Source organism: Streptomyces tibetensis (assembly GCF_007655005.1).
GTDB lineage: Bacteria > Actinomycetota > Actinomycetes > Streptomycetales > Streptomycetaceae > Streptomyces > Streptomyces tibetensis.
Map to the genome: position 1 here is coordinate 102687 of NZ_SZVW01000025.1, position 15902 is coordinate 118588.

17 protein-coding genes are annotated in these 15902 nt (G+C 70.7%); 7 read left to right on the forward strand and 10 right to left on the reverse strand.

Features of this window, described 5'->3' with window-relative positions:
* Position 1 precedes the first annotated feature (1 nt).
* From ssuE to FDO69_RS41400, 3 genes are all read right to left on the reverse strand, one after another.
* Positions 2-556 (reverse strand): NADPH-dependent FMN reductase, encoded by a 555-nt coding sequence (gene ssuE / locus FDO69_RS34855; protein WP_104786459.1) that lies wholly within the window; start codon positions 554-556, stop codon positions 2-4.
* Between the two features lie 173 nt (positions 557-729).
* A complete protein-coding gene (locus tag FDO69_RS43150) occupies positions 730-813 on the reverse strand; it encodes a putative leader peptide (RefSeq protein ID WP_350710819.1) in 84 nt (27 codons plus the stop codon).
* Between the two features lie 167 nt (positions 814-980).
* The gene (locus FDO69_RS41400; RefSeq protein WP_167526741.1) at positions 981-1157 is read right to left on the reverse strand and encodes a hypothetical protein; all 177 of its coding nucleotides are present in this window, start codon (positions 1155-1157) and stop codon (positions 981-983) included.
* A 230-nt stretch (positions 1158-1387) separates the two neighbouring features.
* Between FDO69_RS41400 and FDO69_RS34860 the strand changes: the two genes are divergently transcribed.
* Positions 1388-1828, forward strand: a complete 441-nt coding sequence (locus FDO69_RS34860; protein ID WP_104786462.1) for an SPW repeat protein — start codon at positions 1388-1390, stop codon at positions 1826-1828.
* Positions 1829-1920: 92 nt separating this feature from the next.
* Here the strand turns inward: FDO69_RS34860 and FDO69_RS34865 are convergent, their stop codons facing one another.
* The 3 genes from FDO69_RS34865 to FDO69_RS34875 all read right to left on the reverse strand — a co-directional run bounded on the left by FDO69_RS34865 (position 1921) and on the right by FDO69_RS34875 (position 4499).
* Positions 1921-2847 (reverse strand): NAD-dependent epimerase/dehydratase family protein, encoded by a 927-nt coding sequence (locus tag FDO69_RS34865; protein WP_104786465.1) that lies wholly within the window; start codon positions 2845-2847, stop codon positions 1921-1923.
* Positions 2848-3013: 166 nt separating this feature from the next.
* Complete coding sequence (locus FDO69_RS34870) at positions 3014-3559, reverse strand: MOSC domain-containing protein (protein ID WP_104786468.1); 546 nt, start codon at positions 3557-3559, stop codon at positions 3014-3016.
* A 163-nt stretch (positions 3560-3722) separates the two neighbouring features.
* Positions 3723-4499 carry a GNAT family N-acetyltransferase gene (locus FDO69_RS34875; RefSeq protein ID WP_104786471.1) on the reverse strand — a complete coding sequence of 259 codons (777 nt, stop codon included), beginning with the start codon at positions 4497-4499 and terminating at the stop codon, positions 3723-3725.
* Between the two features lie 148 nt (positions 4500-4647).
* Here FDO69_RS34875 and FDO69_RS34880 point away from each other — a divergent pair, with 148 nt between their 5' ends.
* A complete protein-coding gene (locus tag FDO69_RS34880) occupies positions 4648-5133 on the forward strand; it encodes a nucleoside deaminase (protein ID WP_104786473.1) in 486 nt (161 codons plus the stop codon).
* A 205-nt stretch (positions 5134-5338) separates the two neighbouring features.
* Positions 5339-6073 carry a class I SAM-dependent methyltransferase gene (locus FDO69_RS34885; protein WP_104786476.1) on the forward strand — a complete coding sequence of 245 codons (735 nt, stop codon included), beginning with the start codon at positions 5339-5341 and terminating at the stop codon, positions 6071-6073.
* 12 nt (positions 6074-6085) lie between these two features.
* Here the strand turns inward: FDO69_RS34885 and FDO69_RS34890 are convergent, their stop codons facing one another.
* Positions 6086-6751, reverse strand: coding sequence for a chaplin (locus FDO69_RS34890; protein WP_104786478.1), 666 nt, complete (start codon positions 6749-6751; stop codon positions 6086-6088).
* A 298-nt stretch (positions 6752-7049) separates the two neighbouring features.
* Here FDO69_RS34890 and FDO69_RS34895 point away from each other — a divergent pair, with 298 nt between their 5' ends.
* The 3 genes from FDO69_RS34895 (at position 7050) to FDO69_RS34905 (ending at position 11025) form a co-directional block, all read left to right on the forward strand.
* Positions 7050-8621: an alpha/beta hydrolase gene (locus tag FDO69_RS34895; RefSeq protein WP_104786481.1), complete on the forward strand. Its 1572-nt coding sequence runs from the start codon at positions 7050-7052 to the stop codon at positions 8619-8621.
* Positions 8622-8671: 50 nt separating this feature from the next.
* Entirely contained in the window at positions 8672-9766 is a 1095-nt protein-coding gene (locus tag FDO69_RS34900; protein ID WP_104786484.1) for a baeRF3 domain-containing protein, read from the forward strand.
* Between the two features lie 182 nt (positions 9767-9948).
* Positions 9949-11025: a hypothetical protein gene (locus FDO69_RS34905; protein WP_104786487.1), complete on the forward strand. Its 1077-nt coding sequence runs from the start codon at positions 9949-9951 to the stop codon at positions 11023-11025.
* Positions 11026-11238: 213 nt separating this feature from the next.
* Here the strand turns inward: FDO69_RS34905 and FDO69_RS34910 are convergent, their stop codons facing one another.
* A complete protein-coding gene (locus tag FDO69_RS34910) occupies positions 11239-11844 on the reverse strand; it encodes a dihydrofolate reductase family protein (RefSeq protein ID WP_104786489.1) in 606 nt (201 codons plus the stop codon).
* Positions 11845-11892: 48 nt separating this feature from the next.
* Positions 11893-12486: an SMI1/KNR4 family protein gene (locus FDO69_RS34915; protein ID WP_234388226.1), complete on the reverse strand. Its 594-nt coding sequence runs from the start codon at positions 12484-12486 to the stop codon at positions 11893-11895.
* A gap of 459 nt (positions 12487-12945) precedes the next feature.
* On the opposite strand from FDO69_RS34915, the gene FDO69_RS34920 reads away from it, so the two are divergent.
* The gene (locus tag FDO69_RS34920; protein WP_104786492.1) at positions 12946-14355 is read left to right on the forward strand and encodes a PP2C family protein-serine/threonine phosphatase; all 1410 of its coding nucleotides are present in this window, start codon (positions 12946-12948) and stop codon (positions 14353-14355) included.
* Positions 14356-14372: 17 nt separating this feature from the next.
* Here the strand turns inward: FDO69_RS34920 and FDO69_RS34925 are convergent, their stop codons facing one another.
* Positions 14373-15866, reverse strand: coding sequence for a DNA-binding protein NsdB (locus FDO69_RS34925; protein WP_104786495.1), 1494 nt, complete (start codon positions 15864-15866; stop codon positions 14373-14375).
* Between the last annotated feature and the right edge of the window lie 36 nt (positions 15867-15902).

Below are 15902 nucleotides of genomic sequence, written 5' to 3' on the forward strand. Positions count from 1 at the left end.
GTCAGCCCGCCACGGCCAGCAGCGGGGTGCGGCCCAGCGCCGCGGAGAACTGGTCGACCACCTGGTCCAGGGCCTCGGTGGCGTCCGGCGCGACGGTCAGGGAACCGTCGTCGTGAGCGGTGAGGTGCTTGTCGAGGGTGAACCAGCCCTGCACGATGTGGGCCGCGCCCATGGAGTTGAGGACCGGGCGCAGGGCGTAGTCGATGGCCAGGACATGGGCGACACTGCCGCCGGTGGCGAGCGGCAGCACGGTCTTGCCGGTGAGGGCGTACTGCGGGAGCAGGTCCAGCAGGGCCTTCAGCACACCGGAGTAGGACGCCTTGTAGACGGGTGTGCCGATGACGACGCCGTCGGCCCGGGCGAACAGTTCGGTGGCCTCGACGATGGCGGGGTGACGGAAGTCGGCGCCGAGCAGGGCCTCGGCGGGGATGGTGCGGACGTCGAGCGGGATCACGTCATGACCCTGGGCCGCCAGCCGCTTGTCCAGGTGGCGCAGCAGTCGGCTGGTGCGGGAGGAGGCGGAGGGGCTGCCGGAGACGGACAGGACGGTGGCCATGGGCTCTCATTTCCGGGAGAAGGCGCGACTGCGCGGGGCACCGCCGAACTCGGGGACGCCACGTTCGAAGGGCATGCGAGAATGCCGAATTCAGGCGGGGGGAAGATCACCGCTCAGGGCGTGCCGACGGCACGGCGGATACGGCGGTGAGGAGAAGCGGCGAGCCGGAAGACTCAGGCTGCGGCGCGACAGGAAGCGCTGGAGACACGAGCGAGGTCGACATGGCGTCGCCGCGTGAGGTCCAGTCGCATGGTCATGCCATGGATCGTGGCAGTGGAGGTCGAGGGCCGTCAAGGAAATCGCGGCTCATCTCGTATCCCGGACCGGCCCGTTCACAAAAGGCACCCCGGAAAAACCGTGCGCGCCCTCCCGGTTCGGCTCGAGCCGAGGGGCGCGCTCCGTTGCTGCGCGGTATGCGCCGGCCTCAGTCGCCGTCCGCCGGAACGACCACGAGGAAGGCGTCCGTCTCCAGGTCCATCACGACGGTGGCCGGCTCTCCCTCGGCGCGGCGGCGTGCCGCGTACTCCTCCGCGGGCCACGATCCGCGCGGAGACCCCGCCGGGAACCGCTCCAACACCTTCGCACTGATGGCCGCAGTCACGTCCGCTGCCCTCCCCTGTCCCGCGCCGCCCCCGTCGGGCGACGTCGATCGGTCGCTGTCGTACCCGTCCGGATGCCCCCGATCCGCCCGGACATGTACCGCCGGTAGCTTCCGCACCCTCCCCCGAGCTCTACACATAAAGGGAAAATAAGAGCAGAATGACGCTTACGCGGCGTTCACCGCACAACCCCTCCAGACGCGGTCGCCCTGCACCATGAAGGAGACGAGTCATGGCCAACGTCTCGCACACCAGAGGTGACATCACCACCCACCCCGACGCCTCCGAGATGCGGGACCGTTACGCCCGCGTGCTCGGCGGCCGTGATGTGGCGCTCGTGGACGGACCGGTGTTCCTGCTCGGTCTGTACTGCGCCGCCTCCCCGTGGATAGTTCACTACACGACAAGCCAGCCGGCACTCGTGCCCCACAACCTGATCATGGGTATCGCGATCGGCCTGCTGGCGCTCGGGTTCACTCGCGCTCCGGAGCGCATGTACGGCCTGAGCTGGGCCATGTGCGCCCTCGGGGTGTGGATGATCATCTCGCCCTGGATCGTCGGCGACAGCCCGGACGCCGGTGTCGTGTGGAACAACATCATCATCGGCGCACTGGCCGTGATCCTGGGGCTGGTGTGCGCCGGGACGGCGGCGAAGGCCTCGCCCAGGCCGTAGCACCCGCCGGAAGGGAATCGAAGGCCGGTCCGCGTCCCGGACCGGCCCTTTCACGCCCTGCTCGCCGCCACCCGAGACCGGGCCCGGGAGCCTCAGCGGTGACCGGCCGACCGCATCGCGGCGAGCCCCTCACCGCTCGACGCGTGGAGCGGCCTCCAGCCGAGCTCGCGTTCCGCCTTGGCACAGGACAGGCGGAGCCGGGACGACATCATGGTGTGCGCGTACGACATGGGTTTCATCAGCCACAGCGGTACGGTCATCGGCTTCGACAGTCCGAAGGCCCGGGCCACGGCCTCGATGTGCGTGCGGAAACCCATCGGGGTGAGGTCCGCGATGTTGTAGGCCTGCCCCGGCCGACCGCGTTCCACGGCGGCGACCACCGCACGAGCGGCGTCGGTGAGCTCCACCCAAGGCAGCACGCGACCCCGGTCGCTGGGCACGGGCAGCTGCCGCCGGCGCAGCAGTGGCAGCAGGGCATCGGTGCCGCCGGGGCCGTAGAAGAGGCCGAAGCGGAGAGCCACGCCCTCCAGCGCCTGCGCCTCGAAGGCGAGTCTCTCCTTGGTCCGCATGGCCGCGAGGTGCCGTTCCAGGCGCGGTGTACGGCCGGGCGGGCCGAAGGGGTGGTCCTCGGTGAGCGGGCGGGCGCCGTGGTCGCCGTAGCCGTACCCGAAGGCCATCGACTCCACGACGAACCGGCGGGTTCCGGTGGCCCGGGCGGCCTCGACCAGGTGGGCCGTGCCCTGGGTGCGCAACGCGTCGGTGACGTACATGTCGCGGTCGCGCATGGGGGGTTTGCGCAGGGCGGTCGCGGCGTGGATCACGGTGTCGAAGTGGTGTCCGTCGACGGCGCGCAGCAGCGCGTCGCGGTCCAGGAGGTCGGCACGCAGGCCGTTCTCCGCGCCGCGGCCGAGGCCGGTGACCTTGTGGCCCGCCTCGGTCAGGGCGTGCGTGATGTGCCGGCCGAGAACGCCGCTCGCGCCGGCGAGGAGGATGCTCTGACTCTCGTCGTTCGTCGTCATGACAGTGCGACGAGTCGGACGGACCCGTATGTGACATCCGCTTCCGGAGCCCGCGCACCATCTGCGCGCCGTACGGCTGGCGCGTGTCTCTCTGGAGACGATCCTCGCCGCTGTCCGCCTCGTTGCCACCCTCATCCGGGCACGCCGATGACCACGGAACAAGAACCTAGACCCGTTCCAGCGGGCGGTGAGGGAGGGGCGGGGGCTCGACCCGGATGGAATCGTCGGGGCGGACGGTCCCTCCACGGCGGACCACAGCCATGACGCCACACTTGAAGGTGAACTCGCCGGACAACGGGTCCATGACGAAGACCTCACCGAGCAGCCCCTTGCGGAAGTCGTTGATCTTCGAGCACGGGTTGCGCAGTCCTGTCACCTCGAGCACCGCCTGCTCCCCGAGATGGAGCAGAGCGCCGGTGGGCAGGCCCAACAGGTCCACCCCGCGGGTGGTGATGTTCTCGCCGAGCTGACCCGCAGAGACCTCGAAGCCCTTGAGCGCGAATTCGTCGAAGAGTTCCTCGTGCATCAGGTGGACCTGGCGCAGGTTGGGCAGGTCCGGTTCGTAGGTCATGCGGAACTGGTGGCGGATCGTCTCACCTGCGTGAACGTCTCCTTCCACTCCGAGACCCGTGAGCAACGTGATGGAATCGCGATTGGGCTTGCTGAACGAGTACACATCGTTACGGCTCACTGCGGCGACCTGACCAGGCATCCGCCCTCCACCTGTTGTCGTTCTGCGGCCGGTCGATCATAGAGGCGGTGCAACCAGTCTTGTGAGGGAGGCATGCAATGAGCGTGACCTCATCGGGCGGATGCGTCAGGTCCGGCACCCGACCGGCACCGTCCCGTCACTGAACACCGAGGAGACAGCTCCTCTAGATCGTGTACTCGTACGGCGTCGTGGTCGTCAGCGCCGCGAAGCCGAGCCGTTCCAGGATCGGCCGGCTCTCGCTGGAGGCGTCGACCTGCAGGTAGCGGTAGCCGCGGGCCGCGGCGGCCCGGGCGCGGTGGGCGACCAGGGAGCGGTAGATGCCCTGGCCACGCCAGCCCGGGGCAGTGCCGCCGCCCCACAGACCGGCGAAGGGGGTGCCGGGCACGAGTTCCATGCGGGCCGCGCTCACCGGCTGGTCGCCGGCCATGGCCACGACGGCGACGACGGTGTCCGGGTCCGCCGACAGCCGGGCGAGGAGCTGGTGTCGCAGCCAGGAGCTGTCCGCGCCGAACGCCTTCTCGTGAACGTCGGCCACATGGTCGACGCCCGCCGGGTCGGTGACCGGCACGACGCGCACGCCCTCGGGCAGCTCGGCGTCGAGGGCGAGAGCGCCGACCTCGCCGATCATCAGCGTCTCCTCGGCCCCGGGCGTGAACCCCGCCGCGCGCAGCCGCCGCCCGAGGTCGGCCGGCCGGTCGTGCCCGTACAGCTTCCACTCGAAGTCGAGGCCGAGCCCGGTGTAGTGGCTGATCTGCCCGGCGATCGCCGCGTCCGCCCCGGCCTCGTCGAGGTCGGACCACACGATGCCGTTCCAGCCCCCCACGGAGGCGACCTGGCGCACGACACCGCCGGTCCGCTCGGCCCGGGCACCGGGACCGTCCGGCCGGGCTCCGGCACGTAGGTCACGGTCGAACAGGGCAAGCAACGCAGCATGTTCCATGGGCAGACCCCAGCAGGCACCGGGCGGGAAGGCAAAGGATTTTGCTCGCGGCGACTGCCCCTCCCGGCCCGCAGCCCCGTTCCTTTCCTCAGATGTGCAGGCGCCATAAGGTCCTTGTGATCACATCGTCTCGCGAAGGGCCGGCCCTATGGTCGTGAAGGACACGGAACTGCCGTATCTGCGCCGCTGCGTGGAACTCGCGGCCGAAGCCCTTGAGGCCGGGGACGAACCGTTCGGTTCGGTCCTGGTGGGCGGTGACGGAACCGTCCTCGGCGAGGACCACAACCGGGTGGCCTCGGGCGACCGCACCAGGCACCCCGAGTTCGAGCTGGCCCGCTGGTCGGCGGCGCACCTCACGCCCGGGGAACGGGCGGCCGCCACGGTCTACACCTCCGGCGAACACTGCCCGATGTGCGCGGCCGCCCACGCCTGGGTCGGCCTCGGCCGGATCGTCTACGTCGCCTCGTCCGAACAGCTCGGCTCCTGGCTGAGCGAGCTGGGTGCCCCCGAGCCGCCGGTCCGTCCACTCCCCGTGCGCGAGGTGGCACCCCATGTAGCCGTGGAGGGCCCCATACCAGAACTGAGCAGTCAGGTAAGGGAGTTGCACGTCAGGTTCCACCTCGGACGCAACTGAGGGCCTCGACGCGCCCGGCCCGGCGGGCGGCTGCCCGAGATGCAGGGCCACTCGGGCGAACCTATGATCGATTTCACTGGACCCAGGCGTACGACCAGGCGTACACCCCGGTCTCCCCGACAGGGGGAGGCACGATGGGGGACATCTACGTCGCGCCGGCCGCCTCCGACCACGCATCCCGCTGCGGCTGAAAGACTGGCCGACCATGACGACGCACAACGACGACGTGGACTGGGACCGCTGGCCGGTTGCCGACTACCTCGCGGAGAACTACCGCGAGGTGCATCCCTGGGACGCGGCGGTCATCGCGCACCACAGCGCCTTCTACCGGCGCCTTCCGCCCGGCGGCATCGATCGCTCGGTGGAGTTCGGGGCGGGCCCCAACCTCTACGCGCTGATGCTCGCGTCCGCCGCGAGCCGCGGGATCGACGCCGTCGAGGCGGGCGCGAGCAACGTCGCTTACCTCACGGACCAGATCTGTCACCGTCCCGACGCGAGCTGGCTGCCGTTCCACGCGCTGTGCCGGGAACTCAACCCCGAGGTTCCGGCGACCCTGGCCGGGGCGCTGGCGCCGGTCGACGTCGTCCACGCCGACGTCCGGTCCCTGCCACGGGGTGCGTACGAACTCGCCTCCATGCACTTCGTCGCCGAGGGCGCGACGGAGGACTTCGCCGAGTTCGCCGATTTCTGCCGCACCTTCGTCCGCACGGTCCGGCCGGGCGGCCGCCTGGTCGCCGCCTTCATGGAGAACATGCCGACGTACCGCATCGGGCCGGCCTCCCGCTGGCCGGGCTGTCCGGTGAACCCGGCCACCGTCACGGAGGTCTTCGCGCCCCTGACCCGGGAGCTGGACGTGACCCGCCTCGACATGAGCCCGACCCTGCCGGACCACGGCGACTCGGGGATGGTGCTGCTCACGGCGGTGGCGGAGGCGGTGTAGCCCCCGTGCGGGTCAGCCGTCCGCCCCCGGACGGAACCTCCGGCGCAGCACCACTCCCCCGGCGAGCAGTGCCGCGCTCGCCGCCACGGCCTGGAGGGCGTGGTCCGTACCCGTGTGGGCCAAGGCGCCCCTGGCGTGCGGGACGGTGCGCGGAGCCGGTTCGGGGGCCGGGTTCGGCCGGGGAGGCGGGGTCGGCTTCGGGACCGGCTTCGGCGGATGCTGGGGACGGACCGGGCGGTGGTCGCCGGGGGTGTTCGAGGACTCGTTGCCGGTCGAGGCGTTGCCGATGCCGACCACGTCGACCGAGTTGCCCGTGACGTTGACGGGGAGGTCGACCGGCAGCTGCACGCCATTGCCCGAGATCACTCCCGGCGAACCCTTTCCGCTGCCCTCGGCGACCGCGCCGCCGGACCCGCCCGGCCGGCCGCCCCGCCCCTCGTCCCGGTTCGCGCAGCTGTTGCCGGCGGCGGGGTTCAGCAGCCCCACCAGATTCACGGTGTTCCCGCACACGTTCACCGGGACGTGCACCGGCAGCTGGACGGTGTTGCCGGAGACCACCCCCGGCGAGCCGGCCGCCGAGCCGTCCGCGCCGGAACCGGCGTACGCGGGAACGGTCACGGCCATCGCGCCCGAGGCGGCGGCGACGGCGATCACTCCGTTTCGGGTCATCCTTCGCATGGACCCCTGCCTTCCAGACATCGTCGCGGGCACTCACCCGCATCGGAGAGAACGCCGAGCGCCCGGTCCGAGTTATGGCTTATCGGCCTTTCACTCCATCGAGCGGGCCGGTTGTCGAACTAGCGGTAAAGCCCTTCGTATACCGGCTCCGCACACGGGCTCGTACGGGGGCGAGCCTCGCGGACACGTTTCGCCGCGCGGCCCCTCCCGCCCCGGAGGCGAGGCCTTCGGGGCGCGCATATGGTGAGCCAGGGCGTCCCGGTCCGCTGCGGGTCGCCCCGCGTCCCTGGAGGCATCGATGCTGGCCAAGCTGTCCACGCGCCCCTCGATACGGCGCTGCGCGGTCACCGGCGCGGCCGGGCTCGCCCTGCTGGGCACGGCACTGCCCGCCGCCGACGGCCCTCCGCCCGGCCTGTCGCGCTTCTACGACCAGAAGGTCACATGGTCGAGGTGCGAGGGCATGGACATGCCGAAGGACCTCCAGTGCGGGAAGGTCACCGTCCCGCTCGACTACGCCAGGCCCGGCAAGGGCACCCTCGACCTCGCCGTCGCCCGCTACCGGGCCACGGGCAGGTCCCGGGGCTCGGTCCTGCTGAACTTCGGCGGCCCCGGCGGTCAGGGCGTGGCCCAACTCGCCATGGGCGGCAAGGACTTCATGGGCCTGACGAACGGCTACGACGTCGTCTCATTCGACCCTCGCGGCGTCGGCCGCTCCTCGCCGGTGAGCTGCGGAAACGCCTCGGACAACGCCCTGGACGCGACGGACGGCAACGCCGAGGTGGCCGATCCCGGGGCCGTGCTCGAAGAACTGCGCGCGGCGGCGGCCGAGTGCACCGAGCACTCGGGCCCGGTCCTGCCCCACATCGGCACGGTCAACGCCGCCCGCGACCTGGACGTCATGCGCGACGCGCTCGGCGACGACAAGCTCAACTACCTGGGCTTCTCCTACGGGAGCCGGCTCGGCGCGGTGTACGCGGCCCAGTACCCCGAGAAGGTCGGCAGGATGGTACTGGACGGCGTCGACACACTGACCGAGCCGCTGGCCGACCAGGGCGTGGCGAGCGCGCAGGGGCAGCAGACCGCGCTGGAGAGTTTCCTGACCTGGTGCACCGAGGACATCGCCTGTCCGTTCGGACGGAATCCCCGAGAGGCCCGGCAGCACGTCGTACAGGTGGTCGAGTCGCTCGACAAGGACCCGCTGCCGACCGACTTCGGTGAGGCGTTCACCGGTCAGGACTTCGCGGGCGCCCTCGGGCAGGGCCTCTACAGCAGGGAGCTGTGGCCGTCGCTGCAGAGGGCCGTCGGCCAGTTGCTCGAGGACGGCGACACCCGGGGCCTGGAGGCGTTCCTGTCCGGGGGCTTCACCCTGCCGCTGCGGCGCGCCCCGCACGCCGGGCTCACCGACCCGGCGGACATCCCCCTCGACAACCTGCCGGCGGCGCTGATGGCCGTCAACTGCGCGGACGATCCCGACCGCCCCGCCGCCAAGGAGGTCACCGAGGACCTCGGCCGGCTGCGCGCCCGCTACGAGCAGGCGTCACCGGTGTTCGGACGGTACCGGCTCACCCAGGTGCTGATGTGCTACGGCCGCCCCAAGGGCACCGACTACATCCGCGACGACGTCAAGGACGTCGAGACGCCGAGGATGCTGCTCGTCGGCACCCGGGGCGACCCGGCCACGCCGTACCGCTGGACGGTGGAGACGGCGAGGCGGCTCGGATCGTCGGCCGTGGTGCTCGACAACCGGGGCGAGGGCCACACCGGCTACGGCTCGTCGAAGTGCGTGCACAGCAAGGTCGACGCCTTCCTGCTGTACGGAACGCTGCCGCCGGACGGCAGCTCCTGCGGCTCCGACCGCGACGGCGAATGAGATCGATTGCCCCAAATGCCTTCGTCGTGAATTCGCTCTATCGTTCTGTCATGGAGAGCGTTCTGAGTCCCGCGACCCTTGCCGAGCTGCGGCGCCCGCGCCCTTATCCCGCGGTCTCCGTGCTGACGCCGACCCACCGGCGCGATCCCTACAACGCCCAGGACCAGGTCCGGCTGCGCACCATGGTCGCCGAGGCCAAGAGGCAGCTGGAGGCTGATCCGGCCGTCACCCGCGAGCGACGCGCCGAGGTCGCCGGGCACCTCGACCGGGCTCTGACCGAGGTCGACCTGACTCACGCCGAGGACGGCCTGGCGATCTTCGCCGCTCCGGGCGAGCACCAGGTGTGGTCGCTGGCCAGGTCCGTACCCGAACGCGTGGTGCTCTCGGACACCTTCCTCACCCGCAACCTCGTCTCCGCCCAGACGGCAGGGCGGCCCTTCTGGGTCCTGTCGCTCGCCGCGGACCGCGTCACGCTGTGGAACGGCGGCGTCGACCGGGTCGCCGCGGCCCGTCTCGGCGGCTTCCCGCTGACCCGGCGCGTGGAGAACTTCGACCCCGAGCGGCAGCAGCGGATCGGCGACACCCCGAGCGCCTTCCGGGAGGAACGCACGCGCCAGTTCCTCCGCGAGGCCGACACCGCGATGAGCGCGGTGCTGCGCGACCATCCGAGGCAGCTGTACGTCACCGGCGAGCCGGCCGCCCTCTCCCTGCTGGACGAGGTCGGCGGCACCACCCGCGGCGCGGTGCACATCCCGCACGGCGGGCTCGCCCACGGGACCCCCGAGGTCGTGTGGCAGGCGGTGCGGCCGGTGGTCGAGGCGGAGGCCCGCAGGAGCGCGGACGCCGTGACCCGCGCCCTCGAAACGGCCCGTGGACGGCGGGAGTTCGCCGCCGGTGTCGACGAGCTGTGGCAGAGCGCCCGGGACGGCCGTGTCCGGCTGCTGGCCGTCGAGGAGAACTACCGGGTGACGGTCCGCGACGCCGGGGACCATCTGATCCTCGCCGAGACCGGCGACCTCGACTCCCGCGAGGACATCGTGGACGAGATCGTCGAACAGTGCCTGGAGACCGGGGCCGACGTCCGCTTCGTACCGGACGGCACACTCGGTGCGGCGGACGGCATGGCCGGGGTGCTGCGGTACTGACTGGGAACTGCCGACGAAACGAGCAGGTGCGAACGGCAGGCCCGGCGGCCACGGATGTTCCTCAACCCCCCGGGCAGACCTGTTGTCACCGTGGCCGGGTCGGTGGGCGTGGTAGCCGGCTGAGCGCTGCCGCCGGTTGAGGCCCCTGGGGACTGTCGGTGGCTGGTGGCAGGATCACCGGCATGGGTTTCATACGTACTACTCCGCCGCGGCCTGTCGAGGTGACTGCGGTCTTTCCCGAGCTGGCTCCGTTGGCGCGGCCTGCCATCCGGCTGCATCCGCGTCCGGGGTCGCCGTCGGTCAGGGACAGCTCGGTCGGTGGGCCGTTACTGTGGCCGGCAGGGGAGCCGTGGCCGCACTGCGAAGACGCGCACCTGCATGTGGACACTGGGTTCCGCCGGTCACCGACCGAAGTGCGGCTCCAGAGACGCTTGCAGTCCCGGTGGCGCCCTGATGACCTGCCTCCCGCGTTCACGCCCGAGGAGGAAGCGCTCAAGGAACGCAATGCCGCGTGGCTCGCTGAACGACTCGACGCCAGCCCTCCCTGGCCCGCCGAATGCCCGGTCCCGATGTTGCCCGTGGCTCAGCTGTTCCTGCGCGACATACCCCTGTTGCGGCCGCCCGGGCAAGCCGATCTGCTGCAGATTCTCTGGTGCCCGTACGAGCACGAACCGGATTACAAGCCGGCGACCGCGCTGTTCTGGCGGTCGGCCGCTGAGGTCGGCGACATCCTCCCCACACCACCGGAACCGTACGAGGCGGACTTTCCGGGTTACGTGCCAGAGCCGTGCGTGTTGGCGCCAGAGGCGATCACCGAGTACCCCAACAGCCTGGATCTGAGCCCGGAGCTGCAGCGGATGCTGGAGGACTGGAACAGGTGGCAGGCAGCCGGCGCCGACGTGGACAGCTCCTACGCGGAGTATCCGCGCGACTTCTACTCCATTCACCTGGGCAACGCACCCGGCTGGAAGGTCGGCGGCTGGCCCCCTTGGGGCCGCACCGACCCGAACCCCCGGTACTGCACGGTGTGCCAGATGCAGATGGTCCCGCTGCTGACGATCGCTTCCTGGGAGTGGGACGGCGGTGAAGGCCACAGCTGGGCGCCGCAGGAGGACCAGGCCGCCGCCCTCGCCGACTCCTCCTACGCGGGCCAGAATCCCTCGCAGCCGACGGGGGTGGAAGTGGGCAGCACGGACAACATGCAGATCTACGTCTGCCCGGCCTCCCCCGAACATCCACACACCGACCTGATCCAATGAACTGTCGGGCCTGGCACGCCCTCTCCCGTAGCTCGGCGGAAGCGCTTCCGAGTCGGGGTGTGTGACAAGCCGCATGCCTCACCGGTGACGACCAGGCTGCTTCGACCGGTCCCCCTTGCCATGTCATCCGGCTCTGCCAGTGACAGCTACGTGCTTCGGCACGGTTCTTGAGCCGAGGCTCGTAGCTGTCACGATGGACAGGCCTGTTGTCACCTAGTAGCTGTCGTAGCTGGGCTTGCCGGTCGGCCGGTAGGTGCCGACGACGGTGCCGCTTTTCGTCGTCGAGACACTGACCGGCTCCAGAGAGGTCGGGACCGCCCCGTCGGCGAACAGCCGCTTGCCGGTGCCGATGATCACCGGATGGATGGTCAGCCGGTACTCGTCGACCAGGTCGTTCCGCATGAGCGTCTGGGCGAGGTCGCCGCTGCCGACGACGTTGATGTCGCCGCCGTCGGACGCCTTCAGTTCCCGCACGGCGTCGGCGACGTCGCCCTCCAGCAGCGTGGAGTTCTCCCACTCCAGGGACGTCAGGGTCCGGGACGCCACGTACTTGCGCATGCTGTTCATCCGCTCGGTGAACGGGTTGCCGGGATCGGCGGTCGGCCAGTACGCCGCGAAGATCTCGTACGTCTTGCGGCCGAGCAGCATCGCGTCGGAGGGCTCGTACCAACCGGCGATGGCCGCGCCGACCTCGTCGTCGGACACCGGCTTCTGCCAGCCACCGTGCTCGAAGCCGCTCTCAGCGTCCTCGTCCGGACCGCCCGGCGCCTGCATGACGCCGTCCAGCGACAGGAACGTGCAAATGATGATCTTGCGCATGGTGTGCTCCCTTCGTGTCGTCTGGTGGACTGCCCGACCGCCGGAAACTCATCGGCGGGGCCTTGCCGGCGCGGCAGGGTTCACCGGAGTCGCTCCGAGGGCCTGGTCGGCCGTCGTGAAACGGTGCTCCGCCGGCTTCAGCACCTCGTAGAGGTTGCTGAAGTACTCCGTCTGGGCGGTTCCGGTGAGCACCGCCAGGAGGAACGGGAGACACCCCATGTCGTGGTGCTCCCACAGGGGGCCGCGCCCCTCGTTGTACAGCACAGTCCAGTCGTCGGGGCTCTGCCCGGGCCGCGCCAACCAGTACAGGAACGCCCCCGTGCCCTCCTCGAACGCCCATGGCAGGACCCTCGCCCCCGCCTCCCGCAGGGCGGCCGGCTTGTCCTCGAACTCCCACAGGTCGTCCAGGATCTCCTCCCGTTCCCTCGTCTGTGCGTACAGGTCGCAGTCGTCGTGGGCGGAGTCGGGGGTGAGCAGCCAGATCGTCTCGTCGAAGATGCCGTCCCCGTAGGTCTCGACGAGCTGCTTGTAATCGGCGGGCAGAGCCGTACCGAGGCCGCTCTCTGCCTGCGCCCAATCCACCGGAGGTGGTGACTGGGCGGGCGGTGGACAGAGTCGAACAAGCGCGTCGAGGGTGATCATGCAACGGACGCTACCGGCACGCCGGCTGACGCCCGTCGGGCAGGCCAGGCGAATGACCGAGTGCCGTTCTTGGTGGTGGCCGTCGGATGGCAGCAGGGCGGTGTCGTGGGTGCAGCGCAGCGTTTGCATGGGCCCGCGTCGCCCCGCATGCGGTCGCCGCACTCCTGGCGTGAGGAAGACCCGGCCGATCGGTTCGAACACAGGGGCGTCGAACACCCGAAGCAGCCTCGCACCGGCGTCCCGATGGGTCGTCAACTGGCGTGTGTAATCTACGACTTGGATCTCCAGGTGGTGCACTCCGCACCTACCTCGGAGTAACTCCGTGAGACTGTGGCATATGCCAGAAGCACCACCGTATCGTGTGTCGTCGAATCCCTTACAGGGCGTCGCGGGCTGTGCAACAGTCGTAACGGTCCCTCCGTCCGCCTTGGTCGTACCGTCCCCGCATCGGAGTGCGTCATGCCGTCCCACCTCTCCGCGGACCGCCCAGCCGCCCAGCCGCCCCGCCGCGGCTCGGTCGACGCGCTCATATCGCAGACGCGGCGGCTCAAGGGCGACGTGGACGCGGTGCGCCGCGACGCCGAGGGGGAAGGGGCGGATCACCCGCGTGAGCGCTGGCAACGCGCCCTGTACGACCTGGCCCTGCACCAGCTCAACGACCTCGACGAGCACCTGGCCCAGCTGCGGGACGGCCCCCTGCCCACGGCGGCGGAACCGGAACCCGCCGCAGCCGCACCGGGCTCACTGCTCAGCCGCGTCGGCAGCGCGGAGTGGAACCTCCTGACCGACGAGGCCAGTTGGTCCGGGGAGCTCTACCGGATTCTGGGCCGCGACCCGGCCGCTCCCCCTCTCACCCTCGACGAGCTGCCGTCCCTCGTGGTGGACGAGGACCGGCCGAAGCTGACGGCGATGGTCACCGACTGCCTCGTCGACGCGCGGCCCATCGACGGCGAGTTCCGCATCACCCGCCGGGGCGGCGACGTACGGACCGTCCACATGATGGGCGAACCGGTGCTCGACACTGACGGCAGCACCGCCTCGATGTGGGCCGTGCTGCGCGACGTCAGCGAACTGCGCCGCAGCCAGCGGGCGGTGAGCGAGACCCGTGACTCGCTCCACCACCGGCAGGAGGCCGCGCGGAGCGAGCAGCGGCTCGCGGTCGAGCTGCAGGAGGCCGTGCTGCCGCAGTGGCGCGGCTCCCTGCGGCTCCCGCACCGCGGCCCCCGGACCCTCGACCTCGCCTCCCACCACCTGCCGGCCTCGACGAACACGCTCATCGGCGGCGACTGGTACGACGCACTCGAACTGACCGACGGCGAAACGCTCCTCAGCGTCGGCGATCTCACCGGCCAAGGCGTCGGCGTCACGTCGAACATGACCATGCTGCTCGGTGCCGTACGCGGCATGGCCATGGCAGGTGCGCAGCCGGGGCCGTTGCTGGCCTGGCTGAACCAGTTACTCGACGCCACCGTGCAACCCGCCCTGGGCAGCGCCGTCTGCTGCCGTTACCGGCCCGCGACCCGGACCTTGGTGTGGGCGCAGGCCGGGCACCCCGCCCCGCTGCTGTTCCGCGACGGGACGGGGCGGGTACTGAACGCACCAGACGGCGTCCTGCTCGGCGCCACCTCGGGCGCCGTCTACGGGCAGACCGAAGAGACGCTCGAGGTGGGCGATTTGCTGCTCCTGCACACCGACGGGCTGGTGCCCGGGCATACGGGATCGGCGGCCGCACAGCTGCTCCTCGGCCTGGCACCCCGCCTGGCCGCGAACCGCACCGCGGAGGACTGCGTGCGGACCGTGGTCCAGGAGTTCGGCGAGGGCGCACGCGAGGACAACGCCTGCGTGCTCATGGCCAAGGTGACGTCTTAAGGGAACTCAGGCCCGACTCAGGCCTGTGCGTGGTTGGCGCCCCTGCCCTTCGTCCTCGGCAGGGCCAGTTTGATCTCCTCCCGCAGCTCCTGGATCCTCGGGTAGCCGGAGTACTCGGCCGTGAGCCGGTACATCTGACGCAGCCGGTCCCAGGTGCGATGGGAGGAGTTGGACCCCATCGACACCAGGGCCAGCCGCGCGTACCGGTCGGCCTGCTCGGGGTCGTCCGCGATGAAGCAGGCCGACGCCATCGACAGGTAGTCGAAGATCTTCGAGCGCTGCCGGCCGTCGACCCGCAGGGCGAGAGCCTTCTCCGCGTAGTGCTGGGCATGCGCCGCCGCGCCCGGCTCGAACTCGGCGAGCGTGCGGTAGGCCAGTGCCTGCATGCCGTACAGGTCCTCCTCCTTGAAGGTCTGCATCCAGTCCGGCGGCGGGACATCTGCCTTGTCGGAGACGAACAGGTCCTCCGCCCGCCCGAGGGTGCGGCGCATCGCCTGGCCCTTGCCCATGGAGGCCTGCGCCCAGGCCTCGATGGTGTAGAGCATCGCCCGGGTGCGGGGCATCACCTCGTCACCGGAACCGGACGAGGCGAGCTTCATCAGGTCCAGGGCGTCGTCCGGCCGGCCCAGGTGCACCATCTGGCGGGCCGCGCGGGACAGTGCCTCGCCCGCGCGGGGCCGGTCCCCGCCCTCTCTGGCCGCGTGCGCGGCGATGACGAAGTACTTCTGGGCCGTGGGCTCCAGGCCGACGTCGTGCGACATCCAGCCCGCGAGGACGGCGAGGTTGGCCGCGACGCCCCACAGGCGCCGCTGGAGGTGGGGTGGGTGGCGGTAGGCGAGCATGCCGCCCACCTCGTTGAGCTGGCCCACCACGGCCTTGCGCTGGAGCCCGCCGCCGCGGGCCGCGTCCCAGGCGCGGAACACCTCGACCGAGCGCTCCAGTTCCTCGATCTCCTGCGACCCGATGGGAGCGGCCTCGTAGCGGTCGAACCCGGCGGGGTCGGCGTGCAGGGGATGGTCGAGGTCGGGGGCGTCGGCAGCCAGGGAAGGGTCGGTGTGCAGCCAGTCGTGCATGGCGCTGCTGAGTGCGGATCCCGCGGCGAGCGCGGCGCCCGCGCCCACCAAGCCGCGTCGGTTGAGCATGAGGTCCATTCCCGTGAATTCGGTGAGGACCGCAGCCGTCCGCTCGGGCGCCCACGGCACGCCGTCGGGAGCATCCGCGCTCCCGCCGCCCTGCCGTTTCCCCGCACGCCCGTGCCGGACCAGACCGAGGTCCTCGATGGTCACGACACGGCCGAGACGCTCGGTGAACAGAGCCGCCAGCACCCGCGGCACCGGATCGCGCGGGATCTCTCCCGTGTCGATCCACCGCCGCACCCGGGAGGTGTCGGTCGACAGCTGGGGATGGCCCATGGCCGCCGCCTGCCGGTTGACCAGCCTCGCGAGTTCGCCCTTGGACCAGCCGGCCAGGCCGAACAGGTCCGCGAGCCGGGTGTTGGGTTGTCCGCTCACATCAAGCCCCCAGGTTCTCGGCTGAGTTGACAGTAG